Source organism: Dactylosporangium sp. NPDC000521 (assembly GCF_042898305.1).
Taxonomy (GTDB): domain Bacteria; phylum Actinomycetota; class Actinomycetes; order Mycobacteriales; family Micromonosporaceae; genus Dactylosporangium.
Window position 1 is genome coordinate 477,086 of the sequence record NZ_JBIAYW010000007.1, and the last position, 19,077, is coordinate 496,162.

The 19,077-nt window shown below is 71.2% G+C and carries 14 protein-coding genes; 7 read left to right on the plus strand and 7 right to left on the minus strand.

The features are described from left to right. Positions 1-162 precede the first annotated feature (162 nt). Positions 163-876 (minus strand): DUF2625 family protein, encoded by a 714-nt coding sequence (locus ACFY3L_RS25080; protein ID WP_389328567.1) that lies wholly within the window; start codon positions 874-876, stop codon positions 163-165. A 257-nt stretch (positions 877-1,133) separates the two neighbouring features. On the opposite strand from ACFY3L_RS25080, the gene ACFY3L_RS25085 reads away from it, so the two are divergent. Further along, the gene (locus ACFY3L_RS25085; protein ID WP_389328570.1) at positions 1,134-1,508 is read left to right on the plus strand and encodes a hypothetical protein; all 375 of its coding nucleotides are present in this window, start codon (positions 1,134-1,136) and stop codon (positions 1,506-1,508) included. A 208-nt stretch (positions 1,509-1,716) separates the two neighbouring features. Here the strand turns inward: ACFY3L_RS25085 and ACFY3L_RS25090 are convergent, their stop codons facing one another. Beyond that, positions 1,717-2,007, minus strand: coding sequence for a DUF2283 domain-containing protein (locus tag ACFY3L_RS25090; RefSeq protein WP_389328573.1), 291 nt, complete (start codon positions 2,005-2,007; stop codon positions 1,717-1,719). A 95-nt stretch (positions 2,008-2,102) separates the two neighbouring features. Then, on the minus strand, positions 2,103-3,278 hold the full coding sequence (locus ACFY3L_RS25095; protein WP_389328576.1) for a CapA family protein: 1,176 nt from the start codon (positions 3,276-3,278) through the stop codon (positions 2,103-2,105). 118 nt (positions 3,279-3,396) lie between these two features. Between ACFY3L_RS25095 and ACFY3L_RS25100 the strand changes: the two genes are divergently transcribed. Next, entirely contained in the window at positions 3,397-4,635 is a 1,239-nt protein-coding gene (locus ACFY3L_RS25100) for an FAD-dependent monooxygenase (RefSeq protein WP_389328579.1), read from the plus strand. Between the two features lie 103 nt (positions 4,636-4,738). Beyond that, on the plus strand, positions 4,739-5,236 hold the full coding sequence (locus ACFY3L_RS25105) for an HIT family protein (protein WP_389328582.1): 498 nt from the start codon (positions 4,739-4,741) through the stop codon (positions 5,234-5,236). Positions 5,237-5,284: 48 nt separating this feature from the next. Here ACFY3L_RS25105 and ACFY3L_RS25110 read toward each other — a convergent pair whose 3' ends face one another. After that, positions 5,285-8,032 carry a beta-L-arabinofuranosidase domain-containing protein gene (locus ACFY3L_RS25110; protein WP_389328586.1) on the minus strand — a complete coding sequence of 916 codons (2,748 nt, stop codon included), beginning with the start codon at positions 8,030-8,032 and terminating at the stop codon, positions 5,285-5,287. A gap of 193 nt (positions 8,033-8,225) precedes the next feature. Then, a complete protein-coding gene (locus ACFY3L_RS25115) occupies positions 8,226-8,756 on the minus strand; it encodes a MarR family winged helix-turn-helix transcriptional regulator (RefSeq protein ID WP_389328589.1) in 531 nt (176 codons plus the stop codon). Between the two features lie 223 nt (positions 8,757-8,979). Here ACFY3L_RS25115 and ACFY3L_RS25120 point away from each other — a divergent pair, with 223 nt between their 5' ends. Together ACFY3L_RS25120 and ACFY3L_RS25125 are read left to right on the plus strand one after the other, a co-directional pair. Further along, entirely contained in the window at positions 8,980-10,752 is a 1,773-nt protein-coding gene (locus ACFY3L_RS25120; protein ID WP_389328592.1) for a thiamine pyrophosphate-dependent enzyme, read from the plus strand. After that, positions 10,749-13,778 (plus strand): FAD-binding and (Fe-S)-binding domain-containing protein, encoded by a 3,030-nt coding sequence (locus ACFY3L_RS25125; RefSeq protein ID WP_389328595.1) that lies wholly within the window; start codon positions 10,749-10,751, stop codon positions 13,776-13,778. The genes ACFY3L_RS25120 and ACFY3L_RS25125 overlap by 4 nt, the downstream gene beginning before the upstream one ends. 609 nt (positions 13,779-14,387) lie before the next feature. Here ACFY3L_RS25125 and ACFY3L_RS25130 read toward each other — a convergent pair. Then, positions 14,388-14,984: a VOC family protein gene (locus tag ACFY3L_RS25130; RefSeq protein ID WP_389328598.1), complete on the minus strand. Its 597-nt coding sequence runs from the start codon at positions 14,982-14,984 to the stop codon at positions 14,388-14,390. A 264-nt stretch (positions 14,985-15,248) separates the two neighbouring features. On the opposite strand from ACFY3L_RS25130, the gene tnpB reads away from it, so the two are divergent. Both tnpB and ACFY3L_RS25140 read left to right on the plus strand, forming a co-directional pair. After that, positions 15,249-16,634, plus strand: coding sequence for an IS607 family element RNA-guided endonuclease TnpB (gene tnpB / locus ACFY3L_RS25135; protein WP_389328601.1), 1,386 nt, complete (start codon positions 15,249-15,251; stop codon positions 16,632-16,634). 14 nt (positions 16,635-16,648) lie between these two features. After that, complete coding sequence (locus tag ACFY3L_RS25140) at positions 16,649-18,103, plus strand: TerD family protein (RefSeq protein WP_389328604.1); 1,455 nt, start codon at positions 16,649-16,651, stop codon at positions 18,101-18,103. A 4-nt stretch (positions 18,104-18,107) separates the two neighbouring features. Here the strand turns inward: ACFY3L_RS25140 and ACFY3L_RS25145 are convergent, their stop codons facing one another. Continuing rightward, positions 18,108-19,061, minus strand: a complete 954-nt coding sequence (locus ACFY3L_RS25145) for an NADP-dependent oxidoreductase (RefSeq protein WP_389328607.1) — start codon at positions 19,059-19,061, stop codon at positions 18,108-18,110. Positions 19,062-19,077 lie beyond the last annotated feature (16 nt).

Consider the following 19,077-nt stretch of genomic DNA (forward strand, 5'->3'; position numbering starts at 1 on the left):
TTCAGAAGCAGCCCTTGACCGCACTCTTCTGCTGGGACTGCTGCGCGTCGGTGGAACCGTGCTGGCCACCACCGGTGACGGGAGCGGTGACGCTGAGGCTTGCCGTCCTGGTGGTGAGCGCCTGTCGCGCAGGCCGACGTCGGGTCGTCGCGGGCCGGCGGCTCAGTCGACGCGGATGTGCAACGCCGTGGCGTCTGGTTCCTCGGCGAATCGCGCGGCGAACTCGTCCTGCAGCGAGAACAATTCGGCCATCGGGGCCGGACCACGGGTGGTTGCGGTGAGATCCTCGTGCGCTTCGCGGGACCACAGGAACGGGTCAACCGTGATGCCGTGCGACAGCGGCAGCGCGCGGGTTTCCGCCTGCCAGTCCGTCCACCGCAACGACGCGTAGAACTGCGCTGTACCACCCTCGGCGATCCATGACAGCCAGGCGCCGTGACCTGCCCCGAGGGACTCCCATGCCAGCGTGTCCGGGCCGAAGTAGCACACCTCGCCGGCGTTTCCGGGACGACCGAGCGCCGCTGGATCGGCGCCGTTGACCTCGAATCTCCCGCCGAGGACGTCAGGACCCACCAGGAGCGAAGCGGGCGGCCGACCATCGCCGGGCAAGCCGTTGGCTTGCGCCAATGACGGCAGGCCAGCCTCATCGCCGCCGCCGAGCACCCTCAGCCAGCCGTCATCGACGAGCAACCCACCTGTGTGCAACGCCAAAGCACCGAGCCGCGACCGGGCAGAAACCTGCAGCCGGTACAAGCAGTCCCGACCGGCCCCGGCAGCAACCGGCAGAATGGTGATCTGCGGATTGGACAGTAGCTCCGCCTCCAGCGTCGGCCACGCCGGATCGGGCGTCGCCATCAGTTCTTCCGTACTGCGCATCCGATCATCACGCCGTGCGCGATGCGCCAACGCGGTGAGCAGTCAACCATAGGATCTTGACGTCCGCTTCTGCGCAGGGCAGGCGCCGATCGACTTGATGATCGTTACGCTGCGCGGTCGAGATCCTGACGCCGCGGCGCGAGGACGACTCACTGCTTGTGCTGGTGAGCATGCAGCTGGTCGTGTCTGTTGAACCCCGTCTGGCAGTGGGTCGGGCGCGGCCCTCGGGCATACCGAGGCTGTGCAAGAGTCTTTGGATGGAGCTTGACCCGCGCGCTGTGTGGAACAGAGTGTGCGCGGCAGCGCCGCCGGCGGATGGACTGGCGGGCGACCGGCATCTGTGGGCGGTGGTGGACCTCTTCACCGCGATCTCTGCAAACGGCACCGAGAGCGCGGTCGAGCAGCATACGGCCATGGAAATCGAGCAGGCCGCCACGGCACACGACTACTTCGGCCTGCCGCACCTTGGCGCCTGGATCCGGCGGCTGCCAGCCCGGGCGTTCGTGACCGAGTACTCGGTCCTGCTGCGCGAGTACATGAGCATGATCGTGGTGGACGATCACGAAGTTCTGTGGGAAGCAATGGAACGCAAGCTCGCCGAGCGGCCCGACGACTTCAAGCGGACCGGATGAGGACCCTACGGCCGGACAAGAACGATCTTGATGTCCGCTCATGGCGCCAGGCGCTCGTCGCCTGACCTGCGGCGACTCCGGCGGCTGGTGCCCCCGGTCGGCCATGGAGCCGGCAGCCGCTCCCAGGTCACCGCAGCGGCACAGAAGCCGCACACCGTGTTGACGCGGTCAGGAAGACTCGTCCGGCACCGTACGCCGCAGCCAGGCCCTACATCTGCACGGCTGCGGCGACGGCGGTCGGGCGGAGAAGTCCCGCGGCGCCGATAATCTCGACCCCGAGCAGGCAGCCGTCGGCGTCGAAGTCCAGAACGATGTCGCCCCGGCCGGGACGCTCAACGACGACGTTCTCCACCGACGATCCGGCAGCAACTTCGTCCTCGATGGCAAGGTAGGCAGCGTCCGCATCACGGTCATACGTCATCCGCATGTAGGCATTCGACCACACCGCCCCGTCCGTGCGGACAGCACCAACCGCACTGATCTGCCGCAGGGGGCGCACTGCTGTTCATGGTCGCGGGCGACGCACGGTGATGGATGGCTGCCGTTTGTCGTCCCAGCCGTCAGCGGCGGGGGAAGGCTCGCGACTCACACGGTTCAGTGGCCGGTCGGGCCTACCATCCGTAAGCCTGCGGCCGCGGCGCCGCGCATGTTCACGTATCCGGAGATGCGCTGCAGGACGCGGGCGTAGCCGGTGCCGGGCGCGACGCCCTCCGCCGCTGTCGCGACGTCGACCAAGCGGGCCTGCGGGTGGTATGCCATGAACATGGGGTGTACCGCGACGTCGGTGACCCGCCAGGTTCCGGGGGCGACTTCGGTGAACGTGAACCGGGGTACGACCGAGTCCTGGGTGTTCTCTGGCGCGCCGTCCGAGAATCGACACAAGAGGTTGCCCAGGCCGTACGCGACCCACTTGTCGCCGATCTTCTCGAGCGGCTGGACGACGTGGACGTGCATGCCGATGATCAGGTCTACGTCCGGGCTGGCGAGCAGCCGCGTGGCTTGGTTGATCTGGTCGGGGTCCGGCGTGTTCTGGTATTCGGTCCACCCCCAGTGCATGGACAGGATGACGATCTCCGCGCCGGCCTGTCTGGCCGCGTGCGCCTCCTGGAGAATCTTCGGGACGTCGATGGGGTTGGCGATCCAGGGCTTGTCCTGGGGACGTTTGATGCCGTTGAAGCTGAACGTGTACGCCAGCTGCGCGACCTTCACGCCGCGCACGCTGAAGACGTTGGGCTTGGCGGCTTCCGCCTCGGAGCGCGCCGATCCGCTGTGGTGCAGTCCCACCCGATCGAGGTTGTCCAGCGTGCGCCGTACACCTTCCTCCCCGTGGTCCAGCGTGTGGTTCGAGGCGGTGGAGCAGGTGTCGAAGCCGGCGTCGGCCGCGGCGTCGACGAGCTGCGGAGGAGCGCTGAAGGTCGGATACCCGGTGAACGGGCCCTCTGGTGGGGCGAGGGGTTGTTCCACATGACAGACCGCGAGATCGGCCGACCGGACGGTCGGGGCGACCGCGGCAAGAATCTGTGTGAAGTCGTGGCCGGGCTTGCCGGCCGCGCGTGCGTCCGCGGCGGCCTGTGCGGTCAGGTCGGGCGGCACGAACAGGTCCCCCGCTGCGACCACACTGAGCGTCGTGGGGCGCGCCGGGGACGCGACGGATGGCGACGCCGATCGCTCGACAGCGATCGGATCGGCGGCATTCGTGCAGCCACCGGCCCCGGCGACGACCGCGATGACGAGGCCCAGGCAGACCGAGACAGGACGTTTGCTTCGCACGAAACGAAATCGTGGCAAGGCCAGGGCCCAGCTTGACCGTCATCGCTACCGATCACCCGGAAAACCACCCGTGCCGCCCGTCAGTCCGCAATACCGAGCCACCAATTGTCAACCCTCGTTGACAGAGGTTGCGTGTCAAGTTAGGTTGACAGACATGTCGTCTCTGACTGGCGCATCGGTCCTTGACGTGGTCGTCGTCGGCGCCGGGCCGACGGGGCTGCTGCTCGCCGGCGACCTCGCCGGCGCAGGCGTGCGTGCGGTCGTGCTCGACCGCGCAGCCGAGCCGGCCCAGATCCCGAAAGGGAACGGCGTTGTGGGTCGGGCCGCGCTGGAGTTGCGGCGGCGCAAGCTCCTGCGCGGCGCCGGGCTGCGGGTGGTACGGCCACCGCGGTTCCGCTTCGGCCCGTTCACCCTCGAGCTCGGCCTGCTGCGCGGTCCACTGCACGTGCTCCCGGTGCCACAGCACCGGCTGGAGAGCCTGCTGGCGGAGCGCGCCGTGCGCCTCGGTGCCACGGTGCTGCGCGGACGCGAGGTCACCGGGTTCGAGCAGGACGGCGACGGTGTGACCGTCCAGACCGCCGCCGAACGTTCGCCCGTCGAGCTGCGCACCCGGTACCTCGTGGGTTGCGACGGCGCCCACAGCCTCGTCCGCAAGAGCCTCGGCATCGGCTTCCCCGGCATCACGAGCACCGACATCTCCCGGCTGGCCCGGGTCACCATCCCGGCGGAAGCTGTGGCCCGGGTCGGCGGCCGCATCGACGTGCGCGGCATCGGCCGGCTCGTGCCGTTCCAGCCGAACCGGACCGGACACGGGTCGATCACCATCGCCCCTGTCGACGCGCTCGACCGTTCGGCCCCGGATGACGTGTACATCGTCAGCACGCACGAACCGCGAGGTGACAGCGAGCCGACCGATGAGCTGAGCGACGACGAGCTGCGGGCGAGCCTTCGCCGCGTCCTGGGTGCCGATCTGCCATTCACGTCGGCCCATGCCGCGAGGAGCGTCGTCGCGAACAGCCGGCACGCGGAACGGTACCGCGACGGCCGGGTCTTCCTCGCCGGCGACGCCGCGCACATCTTCAGCGCCGGCGGCTCGGCCATCAACGCCGGTCTGCTCGACGCCGTCGCCCTCGGCAAGACCCTCGCCGCGGTGCTGCGCGGCGCAGCGCCACAGGCCCTGCTCGATGCCTACCAGTCGGAGCGGCACCCTGCTGCGCAACGCACCCTCGCGCTCACCCGCCTGCAGGTCGCGCTCGAAGCCGGCGACGAGACCGGCCAGGCACTGCGCGACGTGTTCGGCGTGCTGGTGCGGGACCGAACCACCGCGCGCCGGATCGCGACGCTCATCGAAGGCTGAGCGGCCCTCCGCGCATCTGGTGTCCCCGGGGATCTTCGACCATCCGCTGCCGCACCGGAACCTACCCGGCGGGTACGGTGGGGCGCTCCGGATCCTGCCGACCATGAAGGGCGTCATGTTCAACCACGAGCCGGATGACTATGAGTGCCCCTTCTGCCGGCTGGTAGCGGGTGGTGGGGACGAGCACCGGACGCAGGACGACGTCGTGCGGCGCGACGAGCTGGCGACCGCGTTCGTGTCGCCGCGGTGGTGGCCGGGGAACCACGGGCACGTGCTGGTCGTGCCGAACGCGCACCACGAGAACCTGTACGACCTGCCGTCCCGCTACGGTCACGCGGTCCACGACCTGGTTCGCGAGGTCGCGATCGCCGTCCGGCGAACGTATGGCTGCGACGGGACCTCAGTGCGCCAGCACAACGAGCCCGCCGGGAACCAGGACAGGTGGCACTACCACGTCCATGTGTTTCCCCGGTACACCGGCGACAACCTCTACTTCACTCACCCGGAGCCGGACTTCGCCCCCGCTGAGCAGCGCCGCCCGTACGCGGACAAGCTCCGCGGGTACTTCGGGTCGACGGCCGGTGGCGCGGTCGGTCGCTGACGCGCGGCGCGCGTGGCCGGCACGTACGCCGGCCACGCACGGCCACGGTCAGATGAAGCGCCAGAGGTGGTCGTTGGTGCCGTTGTCGTCCCAGATGAGGACCTGGGCGCCCTGGGCGGTGGAGGCGCCGTTGACGCCGAGGACCCGGCCGCCGTTCGCGGCCTGGATGCGGAAGTAGCCGTTCGCGCCGTACCGCAGCCGCCAACGCCGATCGGAGGACGACGTGTCCGCCAGTTGGACGGCTCTGGCGCCGTTGGCGGTGCCGGCGTTCTCGACGCCGAGGACCAGGCCGCTGTTGGCGTTGCGGAGACGGATGTAGCCGCCGGAGTCGGCGACCGCGGTCCACAGGTGGTCGGCGGTGCCGGTGTCGCCCCACTGCAGGACCAGGGCACCGCTGGCGGTCGACATGTTCGTGACGCCGAGGACGAGGCCGCTGCCCAGGTTCTGGATGCGGCGCGCGCCGCCGGGCAGGAGGCGCCAGAGGTTGTCGGCGCTGCCGTCGTCGGCGGACTGGACGGCCTGGGCGCCGTTGGCGGTCGAGTTGCCCTGGATGCCCAGGACCAGGCCGCTGTTGACGTTGCGGAGCTTGTGGTTGCCGTCGCCGTTGTCGACGATCGTCCAGCGGTGGTCGGCGGTGCCGTTGTCGGCCCACTGCAGGGCGACCGCCCCGGCAGCGGTCGACATGTTCTGGATGCCCAGCACGCGGCCGCTGTTGACGTTGCGGAAGCGGACCGCGGTGCCGTCGGTGACGAGTTCCCAGTTGTGGTCGGCGGTGCCGTTGTCGGTCCACTGCAGGGCCAGGCCGCCGTCGGCGGTCGACATGTTCTGTACGCCGAGGACCAGGCCGCTCGCGGCGTTGACCAGGCGGTAGCTGACGGCGCCGGAGCCGCCACCCTGCCCGTCGGCGCTCCAGTAGACGGTGTAGTTGTAGCCGTGCGCGTCCTGGAAGGGGTTGAGCGCGACGGTCGTGCCGTTGGCGGTGGCGGTGAAGGCGAGCGAGCCGCTGCCGGTGCGGGTCACCGACGACGTGGTGAGGGCGGGCAGCGAGGACAGCGCGGTGTTGCCGTAGTTGCCGGCGAGGACGACCGGGCCGTAGGTGACGGCGACGACGTTGGCGTTGTCGTTGGCGGGGCGGACCGCCACCGCCATCGGCAGGCGGACGGTGACGGTGTCGCCGGAGGTCCACGACCGGGTCAGTGACGCGTAGGTGCCGGGCGTGGTCGCGATGCTCTGCACGGTGCCGTTGACGCTGACGGTCGCGCCCGAGGTCCACGACGGGATGCGGATCCGCATGGTCCAGGAGCCGCCGACGCTGCCGGTGACCTGCAGCGTGGTGGTGTCGCTGACCGGGAACGTCGTGGTCTGCGTGACCGTGATCCCGCGCTGGCTCCAGGTGAGCACCGACGGCACGAACAGGTTCACCGTCAGCGTGGTGCCGTTGTAGAAGTAGATGGAGTCCATCAGCTTCGTGTTGGTCTCGACGCCGGTGCCCTGGCAGCACCAGAAGCTGTCGTAGTCGGTGCTCCACGTGCCGCCGCCCCACGCCGGGCCCACGCCGCGGCGGCCGCCCGGCTTCAGGGGGGTGAAGTAGGTGACGTGGCCGTGGCTGTCGGCGGGGTTCTGCGCGCCGATGAGATGGTTGAGCAGCGCCCGCTCGTAGAAGTCGAAGTAGCCGGCGATGTCAGGGTTGAGCAGCCAGAGTTCTCTGGTGAGTTTCAGCATGTTGTACGTGTTGCACTGCTCGCACGTGTCGTTGGTCAGGTAGGCGGCGATGGCGTTGGGGGCGCGGAAGTGCTCGGCCTGGCTGTTGCCGCCGATGACGTACGTGTGGGCGTTGACGGTGATGTTCCAGGCGTTGACGGCGATGTCGCGGTACCGGGTGGTGCCGGTCGCCTTGTACTCGCGGGCGGCGCCGATCCACTTCGGCACCTGGGTGTTGGCGTGCAGCCCGTTGAGCTGGTCGGTGTTGGACGCGAGCGGGTTGAAGACGGCCGCGTGGTCGAAGCGCTGAGCCGCGGTGAGCCAGCGCGCGTCGCCGGTCTGCTGGTACAGGTCGGCGAGGACCGCGTTCATGCCGCCGAACTCGACGCCCAGCATGCTCTGCAGCTGGCTCGCGCTGAGCCGGCCGGTGCGCCAGTCGACCCAGCCCGCGAGGGCGAGGAGCACGTCGCGCGCCTGGGTGCTGCCGATGTACCGCCACACGTCCAGCAGCCCGGCCAGGGTCTTGTGGATGCAGTACCAGGGGACGTTGCCGTTGCTGAGGGTGCCGGCCTCCAGGGCGGTGAAGTCGGACTCCGGGAAGCCGGACAGGTAGCCGGTGTTGAAGCCGGCGGCGGCGTTGTTGGCCTGGCAGGCGGCCATCGCGGCGACCATGGCGTTGGCCTTGTCGCGGCAGGTGGTGTCGCCGAGCACGGCGTAGGCCTGGGCCCAGGCGGTCAGCAGGTGGCCCTGCATGTGGGTGCGGAACGGGAAGTTCGGCGCGTCCCAGCCGCCGGTCGCGGCGGCGCCGGCGGTGGACAGCCGGTGGTTGGCCCGGAAGTTGTAGACGAGCCGGTTGACGTCGACGAACCGCAGGTAGGCCAGGGTCCGGTTCTGGTTGTCCAGGAAGCGGCCCGCGGTCAGCCGCACCTGCCCGAGGTCGAAGGCGGAGGCCGCGGCGCCGATGTCGGGGCGCGCCGGGGCGAGGGCGGCGCCCGCGGTGGTCGCGCCGCCGAGCAGGGGCGCGGCGGCCGAGGCGGCGGCGACGGCGCCGGTGGTCTGCAGCAGCCGGCGGCGGCTGACGCTGGGGTGGGGCATGGGGTGTGATCCTTTCGAACCGTGACGGCGGCGGTGGATCTGTGAGCGTTCACATGTCTGCGCGGCGCGGTGGCGCTGTTGGTACAGCGGATGAAGTGAGCGCTAACATCGCGGCGGCATGACGAGACTGCCAGAGGAATCGGCAACCTTCAAGAGCCCGGGACATGATCGAACTGCCGCGGGGCGCCGGCGGTCAGGGCGAGGCGACGACCGGCCGAGCGGCGGCCTCGGCCGGCGGCGTGGGCCGCTCGGTGCCCCAGCCCAGGGTCCAGTGCTGGTCGGGGACCTCGCCGGCGGCTCCCGCGAAGTCGCGCAGGGCGAGCAGGAGCTTCGGCCGGCTGTGGCTGGGCATGGCGCTCAGGATTCGGTTGATCTCGCGCCGGCGGGCGTCGGTGATCCGCTCGACGAGGTGATGACCTGCCGGGGTGAGTGAGACCTGAACCGCGCGCCGGTCGCCAGCGGCTGGGTCACGCTGGACGAGGCCGCGGCGCTGGAGCCGGTCGCAGTGGCGCGTGGCGGTGGAGCTGTTGACGCCGAGCAGCTCGGCCAGGTCGACCATGCGTTGCGGGCCGCGGGCGGCCAGCAGCACCAGCGCCCGGTGCTGGGGCAGGCTGATGTCGGCGTCGCCGGCGTCCAGCGAACGCACGGCGATGGCGACGAGGACCCGGCTCGCGGTGAGGAAGGCCTCGGCGAGATCGGCATCGACGTGCTCGGGTGCGGTCACATCCACAATCTTGCCCGGTCACGAAAATTTCATGCATCGGGCATGGATGCCCAGTGCACGGGTATGCGGACCGGTGCCGTCAGCTCCCGACTCGGGCGGGAAGGGTAGGCAGTGCCGGTGCGGGCAGGCCCGCGCCCCGTCAGCCCCGGTCCCGAGGCGCCCACCCACCAAACCCGGCTGTCCGGTGGCGCGGACCGGCCATCACCGGAAGGGACAACGTCACATGGAAACCATCACCTCCGAGGTACTGATCTCCCGGCTGGCCGACTGGGGCGTCGACACGGTCTTCGGCATCCCCGGCGACGGCATCAACGGGATCATGGAAGGGCTGCGGCGCAACGCCGACCGGGTGCGCTTCGTCCTGACGCACCACGAGGAGGCGGCCGCGTTCATGGCCGCCGCCTACGCGAAGGCGACCGGACGCATCGGGGTGTGCCTGGCCACGTCCGGGCCGGGCGGTATCCACCTCGCCAACGGCCTCTACGACGCGAAACTCGACCACGCGCCGGTGCTGGCGATCACCGGGATGCAGGAGACGTCGGTCCTCGGCACCGGATACCAGCAGGAGGTGGACCTGACCCGGATGTACGAGGACGTCAGCGTCTACAACCAGCTGATCGTCAACCCGCAGCAGCTGCCCGCGCTGGTGGACGTGGCGATCCGGCACGCGTACGCCCGGCGTGGTGTCGCGCACCTGTGCGTCCCCAACGACATCCAGGTGGCGCCGGCCAACGCCGACCCGTACCAGCACGTGGTGCCCGCCCAGCCGCCGGCCACGGCGCCGGTGTACCTGCCCAGCTCGGTGCGGCCACGCGACGAGGACGTCGCCCGCGCCGCCGAGGTGATCAACGCCTCGACGAAGGCGGCCATCCTGGTCGGTATCGGCGCGCGCGGCGCGGGCCCGCTGGTGGAGCGGCTGGCCGACACGATCGCCGCCCCAGTGATCAAGAGCCTGTCCGGCAAGATGGTGCTCCCCGACGACTCGCCCTACACCACCGGCGGCATCGGGCTGCTGGGCACCGCCCCGAGCGAGGAGCTGATCGACGACATCGACACCCTCATCATGCTGGGCACCAACTTCCCGTACACCAAGCATCTCCCGCAGCCGGGCAAGGTCAAGGTCGTCCAGGTCGAGATCGAGGAGACCCGGGCCGGGATGCGCCTGCCGACCGACGTGCCGCTCATCGGCGACGTCGAAGCCACCCTGCAGGCCCTCATCCCCCGGCTGACCCGCCGCGCCGACCGGTCGCACCTGCTGCGGTACCAGACGCTCATGCGCGACTGGAACGAGCAGATGCACGCCCTGGAGAACGGCGAACGGGACCCGATCGCCCCGCAGTACCTCGCGTCCTGCCTGGACGAGCTGGCGAACGAGGACGCGGTCCTGTGCTGCGACTCCGGCACCATCGCCACCTGGGCGGCGCGGCACTGGCACATCCGCGGCGGGCGGGAGTTCTACCTGTCGGGCAACCTCGCCACCATGGCGCCCGGCCTGCCCTACTCGATCGCCATCCAGCACGCCTACCCCGACCGGCAGGTGATCGCCTACCAGGGCGACGGCGGCTTCGCGATGCTCATGGCCGAGTTCAACACCGCCTGCCGCTACAACCTGCCGATCAAGGTGGTGATCAACAACAACAACGCGCTGGGCCAGATCCTGTGGGAGCAGATGGTGCTCGGCTACCCCGAGCACGGGGTCCGCTTCGGCGACCCGAAGCCGGACTTCTCCGCCTGGGCCCACGGGTGCGGCGCCTTCGGCGCCCGCGTCGAGAAGTCCGGCGACCTGCGCGCCGCCCTGGTCGAGGCGTTCACCCACCGCGGCCCGGCACTGGTCGACGTGACCGTCGACCCGAACGAGCCGCCGATGCCCGGCAAGGTCAGCTACGAGCAGGCGAAGAAGTTCGCCCAGGCGTTCCTGCACGGCCAGCCGCACAAGGCGTCGATCGCCACCACCCTGTTCAAGGACAAGATCCAGCAGCTGAAGGCGGACAGGTGACCACCCTGCTGCCGGCGCCCCGGGTCCGCGCCGCCCGGCCCGCCGGCGGTGCCGACGTCGACGTTCAGGGCCTGGCCGCCGCGCTGCGGCAACGGATCCGCGGCGGCGTGCGCTTCGACGACGGCACCCGCGCCCTCTACGCCACCGACGCCTCCAACTACCGGCAGGTCCCGATCGGTGTGGTGGTGCCGCGCACCTTCGACGACGTGGTCGCCACCGTGGCCACCTGCCGCGAGTACGGCGCGCCGGTGCTGTCCCGCGGCGGCGGCACCAGCCTGGCCGGCGAGTGCTGCAACGTCGCCGTGGTCATGGACTTCTCCAAGCACCTCAACGCGATCGAGTCCATCGACCCGCGACACCGGCGGGCGGTGGTGCAGACGGGCCTCGTCCTGGACCAGCTCAACGCCGCCACCCGGCACCACGGCGGGCTGGTCTTCGGGCCGAAGCCCGCCACGCACAGCCACTGCACGATCGGCGGGATGGTCGGCAACAACTCGTGCGGCTCCACCGCCCAGTGGAGCGGCACGACCGCCGCCAACGTCGAGCGGCTGGAGATCCTCACCTACGACGGCGAGCGGATGTGGGTCGGCGAGACCTCCGACGAGGAGTACCGGCAGATCCTCGCCGCCGGTGGCCGCCGCGCCGAGATCTACCGTGCGGTGCGTGACCTGCGCGACCGGTACGCCGAGCAGATCCGCGCCTTCCCGTCGCTGCCGCGGCGCATCTCCGGCTACAACCTGCCGGCGCTGCTGCCCGAGCACGGCATGAACCTCGCCCAGGCGCTGGTCGGCACCGAGTCGACCTGCGTGACGGTGCTGCGCGCGCAGCTGCGGCTGCTGCCCGAGCCGCCGAAGCACATCCTGGTGCTGATGGCATTCCCCGACATCGCCGCCGCCGCCGACGCGGTGCCCACCATCAACCGGTACTCCCCGATGGCCTTGGAAGGGCTCGACGACAAGCTGATCCGCTACGAGGGCGAGGAACACATGCGCCCCGAGGCGCTGAGGCTCCTGCCCGAGCCGACCAACCACACCGGCCGCGGTGCCGCCTGGCTGATGGTCGACATCGGCTCCGACAGCGTCGAGGAGGCGAGGGACCGCATCCACCGGATGCTCGACGACCTGGGCGACGTCGATGTCAAGGTCTTCGACGACCCGGAGCACCAGGAGCAGCTGTGGGCCGTCCGCGAAGGTGGCCTCGGCGCCACCGCCCGCACCCCTGGCGGCGGACCAGACGCCTGGCCCGGCTGGGAGGACTCCGCCGTGCCGCCGGAGCGGCTCGGCGACTACCTGCGCGACTTCCAGCGGCTGCTGCACCGCCACGGCTACGACGCGGCCAGCCTGTACGGCCACTTCGGCGACGGCTGCCTGCACACGTCGATCCCGTTCGACCTGGTCACCGCGGACGGCGTGGCCGACTTCCGCGCCTTCGTGGAGCAGGCCGCCGACCTCGTCTCCCGCTACGGCGGGTCGTACTCCGGCGAGCACGGCGACGGGCAGGCCCGCGGCGAACTGCTGACCAGGATGTACGGCCCGGACGTGGTCCAGGCCTTCGAGGAGTTCAAGGCGATCTTCGACCCGGACAACCGGATGAACCCCGGCAAGGTCGTGCACGCCAACCCGCTCGACGGCCAGCTGCGCCTCGGTGCCGGCTACTCGCCCGCCGAGCCGGCGACCTACTTCCGCTACTCGGGGGACAGCGGCAGCTTCTCCCGCGCCGCGCTGCGCTGCGCCGGGGTCGGCACGTGCCGCCGGCCGGAGCCGGACAAGGGCGTGATGTGCCCCAGCTACCAGGTCACCGGCGACGAGGAGCACTCCACCCGGGGCAGGTCCCGGATGCTGTTCGAGATGCTGCGCGGCGAGACGATCACCGGCGGCTGGCGGGAGCAGTCCGTGGCCGACGCCCTCGACCTGTGTCTGGCCTGCAAGGGCTGCAAGCGCGACTGCCCCATGCACGTCGACATGGCCACCTACAAGGCCGAGTTCCTCGCCCATCACTACGCCGGGCGGATGCGCCCCCGGTCCCACTACTCGCTGGGCTGGCTGCCGGTCGCGGCCCGGCTGGCGATGCTGGCGCCCGGCCTGACCAACGCCGTCACGCACGCGCCCGTGCTCGGCGGCCTGGTCAAGCGGCTCGGCGGCATCGACCCGCAGCGCGACATGCCCCGCTTCGCCGGGGCCAGCTTCCAGCGGTGGATGCGCAACCGGGCGCCCGGCGGCACCGGTCTGCGCGGCAGGGTGCTGCTGTGGCCGGACACCTTCACCACGTACCTGTCACCGGGCATCGCCGCGGCCGCGGTCGGCGCGCTGGAGGCGGTCGGCTTCCGGGTGGAGTTGCCCCGCGGGCCGGTCTGCTGCGGGCTCACCTGGATCTCCACCGGACAGCTCGGCGTCGCCCGCCGGGTGCTGCGGCGCACCGTCGACACGCTCGCGCCGTGGCTGCGGGCGGGTGTCCCGGTCGTCGGACTGGAGCCCTCCTGCACGTCGGTGTTCCGCGGTGACACGCTGGAGCTGCTCGGCCACAACCAGGACGCGCTGCGGCTGCGCAAGCAGACGCGGACGCTCGCCGAGCTGCTCGTCGCCGACCACGACATCGCGCTGCCCGAGCTGCGCGGCGAGGACGGCGACCGGCCGCACGCGATCAGCCAGACGCACTGTCACCACCACGCTGTGCTCGGCCACGACGCCGACGTGGAGCTGCAGCGCCGGGTCGGCCTGGACGTCGAGCAGCTGGCGTCCGGCTGCTGCGGGCTGGCCGGGGACTTCGGCATGACCCCGGAGCACCGGGACGTCTCCCTCGCCGTCGGTGAGCAGGTCCTCCTGCCGGCGGTCCGGGCGGCCGCGCCGGACACGCTCATCCTCGCGGACGGCTTCTCCTGCCGCACCCAGATCGAGGAGGCGGGCACGGGCCGGCACGCGCTGCACCTCGCCGAGGTGGTCAACGCCGCGCTGCGTGGCGTGCCGGCGGGCGAGCGGCCCGAACACGCGCTGTCGGTGCGTCCCGAGGCGAGAGCGGTGCGGACGTGACCGTCGAGACGCCCGCGGAGCCGGCGCGGTCGTGACCGTCGAGCGGATGGCCGCGGCGGTGTACAGATATGCCCACCGACGCCCCGGAGGCCGACGGCACCATCGCCTGGGACGCGGTCACCGTCACCGCGGGCGGGCAGACCGGGTTCGGCGCCAGCTGCACGGCGCCGGCCGCCCAGCAGACGCTCGCCCCGGTGGTCACCGGACGCCGCGCCCTCGACGTGACCGCCGCCTACCAGTCGACGCACCGGGCCGTGCGCAACATCGGCCGGCCCGGTGTCGCCGCCACCGCCATCTCCGCCGTCGACATCGCCCTGCGGACCTCAAGGCCCGGCACCGCGATGTCGCCGCCACCAGCAACCTGCGCCACCTGGCATGGTTCCACGACCACGCGCGCATCGAGTCGATGCTCTTCGACGGCGCCGGCGCGCCCGGCCCCGGCGGCACCCTGGCGCCGAACCTGTCGAGCCCGGGCACGGCCTGGCCCTCAACCAGCAGCGCGCGCAGCAGTACCGGGATCGGCTGACCAACGCCCGGCGGAGCTCACGGGCCGTCTGAGCGCCGGCCCGCCGTGGGCTCGCCGCGGCGCTGGTCCGGCCCTGACGCCGGTCAGGTCCTGAGGCTTGCGGCCTCGGCCATGTACGTGGCGTACCAGGCGGGCCAGTTCTCGTCGGCGCGGCCGATCTCCTGCTCGTGCCGCCCGTGCGCCGCCGCCGCCTCGCGCAGCGCGTGCTCCAGCTCCCCCACCGAGCCGAAGATCGCGTGGTCGACGCGGCCCGGCAGGCGGCGGGTGATCTCCTGCAGGACGAACCCGTTGCCGTCCGGGTCGGTGAACGACGCGAACGACGCGTACGACTGCCGCCGCGGATCAGGCCCCAGCACCCGCGCCTCCGTGCCGGCGTGATGGAAGACGCCGCCGGCGTCGTGGAACACCTCGCTCACGTCCACCCCGCGGGCCGCCAGCTCCTTCCGCGCCGCGACGACGTCGTCGACGACCAGGTGCACGCCGCGCACCGAGCCGGGCACCGCGTCGGTGACCCGGTCGCCGAAGATGATCGACGTGGTCGACCCGGGCGGGGTGACCTGCACGACCCGGAACTCGTCAGCACCGGTGAAGTCGGCGTCCTCGCGGAAGCCGATCCCGAGGTAGAACGCCTTGGCCCGGTCGACGTCCGAGACCGGCAGCACGACGATTTCGAGCTTCATGTCCACCATGCCCGCTCACTGCCCACTCCGCCGCGCATCTACCTCCCCCGCCCGGCCGCCTTCTCCACCACGACCGGGTGCGCGTCGTACTGTGGGGTTCTGACGAGGCGGACAAATCCGGTATTGCGGTCCTCAGGACTGGTGTTGGTCCACTACAGTGACAGACGTGAACATGACGGCGTGGACGTTGTGCGCCCGTCTGTCCGGCCGACGTACCGTCAGCTGGGCCCGCCGCGCCGCAGAGGCATCAGCCAAGGAACCGGTGTGAAGACCCTACAGGCGTACCGGTTCGCCCTCGACCTCACCCCGGGCCAGGAACGGGCGATCCTCGCGCACGCCGGGGCCGCAAGAGTCGCACACAACTGGGCATTGTCGCGGGTCAAAGCCGTCATGGACCAACGGGCGGCAGGGCGGACCTACGGCGTGCCGGACAGTCAGCTCACCGAATGCTTGTCGTGGTCATTGCCTTCACTGCGCAAGGCATGGAACACCGTCAAGAACCAGATCGCGCCGTGGTGGCCGGAGGTGTCAAAGGAGGCGTTCAATACCGGCCTGGACGCGCTCGCCCGCGCGTTGAAGAACTGGGTCGACTCCAGGTCCGGCAAGCGTGCTGGGCGACCGGTCGGGTTTCCTCGTTGCAAGTCCCGCCGCCGTTCCACGCCGTCGGTGCGGTTCACCACTGGGGCGATCCGGGTTGAGCCGGACCGCATGCATGTGGTGTTGCCCCGGCTCGGCCGGTTGAAATTGCACGAGTCCGCCCGTAAGCTCGCCCGTCGCCTCGACAACGGTACTGCCCGGATCAGGTCCGCAACCGTACGCTGCCATTGCGGACGCTGGCACGTCGCTTTCTGCGTCGAGGTCGAACGCGCCGTGCGCGCACCGGCCCGACCAGGCTCTGTGGTCGGTGTTGACCTCGGCATCAAGCACCTTGCAGTACTGTCCACCAGCAAACTGATAGAAAACCCGCGCCACCTGGCTGCCGCACAAACCCGCCTCAGGGCCTTGAGCCGGGCACTGTCGAGGAAAGCCGGCCCCGACCGGCGTATCGGGCGGCGTCCGTCGAAGCGGTGGCAGCGTGCCGCAGACCGGCTCGGCCGCGCACACGCCCGCGTGGCGAATCTGCGCCGCGACGGCCTGCATAAACTCACCACCGATCTGGCCCGCGAGCACGGCACGATTGTGGTGGAAGACCTCAATGTCACCGGCATGCTCGCCAACCGGCGGCTGGCGCGGCACGTCGCTGACGCCGGGTTCGCTGAAGTCCGCCGCCAGCTCGCCTACAAGACCATCTGGAACGGTGGCCGGTTGCTGGTCGCTGATCGCTGGTTTCCGTCCTCGAAGACCTGCTCGGGCTGCGGTGCGGCGAAAGCCAAGCTCGCCCTGCACGAGCGCGTATACACCTGCGACACATGCGGCCTGGTCATCGACCGCGACCAGAACGCCTCACTGAATCTTGCCGCCCTGGCGGCCCAGCTCAACACCGCCGGGAGTGGCTCGGTGGCAGCACGTGGAGCCGACCGCAAGACCCGCCCACGCGGGCAGGTGGCTGTGAAGCGTGAACCCGGCACCGTATCCGCGGGTCAGGCCGGGACTGTCTCACCGCAAGGCGGGACTGCTGGTCATGCGTTCATCACGACGCATTGCAAGTAACGGAGGATGGGCTTATGTCGATGCTCAAGGGCGCCAACACGCAGGTGCACGCGCCGGTGGTCCGGGCCGTGCTGGGATGGCAGAGCGGGCCGGGAGTGCCCGACGCGGACGGTTCCGCGCTGCTGCTGACCGGCGGCGGCAAGGTCCGTGACGACAACGACTTCGTGTTCTACAACCAGCCGTCGCACCCGGCCGGCGCGGTCCGGCACGAGGGCAAGACGACCGCGGGGAACCAGGTCACCGACACGGTGCTCGTCGACCTGGGCCGGGTCGAGCCCGCGATCGAGCGGATCGTGCTGGCCGCCTCCGCCGATGGTGGCACGTTCGGGAGGGTGCCGGGGCTGCACATCCGGCTGCTCGACGCCACGAGCGGTGCGGAGGTCGCCCGGTTCGACAGCCCCGGTGCCACGGTCGAGACCGCGTTCATCTTCGGGGAGCTGTACCGGCGGGCCGGCCAGTGGAAGTTCCGGGCGGTCGGTCAGGGGTACGACTCCGGGCTGGCTGGACTGGCGCGCGACTTCGGCATCTCGGTCGACGACGCGCCCGCGCCCGCTGCTCCCGCGCAGCCGGCCAATTTCCCGCCGCCCACCTCCAACCTGCCGATGGCGCCGCCGCCTCCTGTCGCGCCGCCGGCTCCGGCCGCGCCGCCGGCTCCTGCCACGCAGGGGTGGCCCTCGGTGACCGTGACCGGGCCCGACGGGCAGCCGCAGCGGATCGGGCTGCCCGCGACGGTGCCCCCGCCGGTCGCCCCGCCCCCGCCCCCTGCCCCCGTGGCACCCGTCGCGCCGCCGGCTCCCCCGGCGCCGCCCGTCGCGCCGCCCGCGCCGGTGCGGCTGAGCAAGGTCACGCTCACCAAGCAGGCGCCGACGGTGTCGCTCGCCAAGCAGGGCGGCCGGTCCGGTTCGCTGCGGGTCAACCTCAACTGGAGCATGCGCCCCCTCGGCAAGCGCGGCCTCTTCGGCAAGCAGAAGACCGCGCACCTGCCCGACCTCGACCTCGACCTGTGCTGCCTGTGGGAGCTCGTGGACGGGCGGAAGGGCATCGTCCACCCGCTCGACAACCAGTTCGGTCAGCTCAACGACGCGCCGTACATCATGCTCGACGGCGACGACCGCACCGGTGCCAACGAGGCGGGTGAGAACCTCACCATCAACCTCGACCACACCGACAAGTTCCGCCGGATCCTCGTCTACGCCAGCATCTACGACGGCGCCGACTCGTTCGCCGGCCTCGACGCGGTCGCCACCCTGTTCCCGCAGCACGGCGCCCCGATCGAGATGCGCCTCGACGAGTGCACCGTCATGTCGCGGGCCGGCGTGCTGTTCCTCATCGAGAACGTCAACGGCGAGCTCGTCGTGCGGCGCGAGTCGCGGTACATCATCCCGGCGCCCGGCCAGTTCCGGAACCAGGCCGTCGACCTCGCCTACAACTGGGGGCTCGAGTGGGTGGCCGCCGGGCCGAAGACCTGACGGGTCACATGACGACGACGAGCTTGCCGGTGGTGTGCCGGCGGGCGAAGTCGACGCACGCCTGCGCGCCCTCGGCGAGGGTGTAACGGCGCCCGATCGTCGCCCGGAGGCCGGCGTCCGCGACCTCGCGCATGCCGCCGTGGACGCCTTCCATGTCGAGGACGAACCTGAGGTCGACGTCGTCGCGGCCGATCCAGTCCTGCCGCGGCACCGGGTACGTGATGGTGAGCAGCCGCCCGCCGGGCCTGACGGTGGCGGCGACGCCGGCCAGCGCGTCGCCCGGCAGGGTGAGGTTGAAGGCGGCGTCGACGCCTGACGGGTAGCCGCCTTCGGCGTATCCGATCGTCGCTGCGGCGCCGAGGTCGCGCAGCAGGGCGGCGTCCTCGTCGGTCGCGGTGGCCACGACCTCGGCGGCCGCCGCGGCGAGCAGCGGGACGAGTGTCGTGCCGACGCCGCCGGTCGCGCCGACGACCAGCACCCGTTCGCCGGGGCGGACGCCGGCCGTGGCCATCAGTGCCCGCGCGGCCAGGCCGGTGGTGGCGAGCGCCGCGGCATGCTCGGCCGCCAGACCGGCGGGGCGGTGCGCGATGAACGGCGTGTCCGCCTCGACCACTGCGTACTCGGCGAGGGAGCCGGTGCTCATCGACGGGCGCGGGCCGAGCATCGGGCGCAGCGCCCGGGGTGCGGCGTAGCCGAAGATCTCGTCGCCCTCGGCGTAGCCGGTCACGCCCGGGCCTGCCTCGGCCACCGTGCCGGCGAAGTCGTTGCCCGGCACGTGCGGGAACATCAGGGGCGCCGCGTCGCGGAACTGGCCGCCCGGGATGACGATGTCGCCCGGGTTGATCGAGGCGGCGGCGACGCGGACCAGGAGCTGACCCGGTCCGGGGCGCGGCACCGGCAGCTCGCCGACCGTGTACCGCTCCGGCGGCCCGTAGTCCCCGACGATCACTGCCCGCATGTCATCCTCCGGTCGC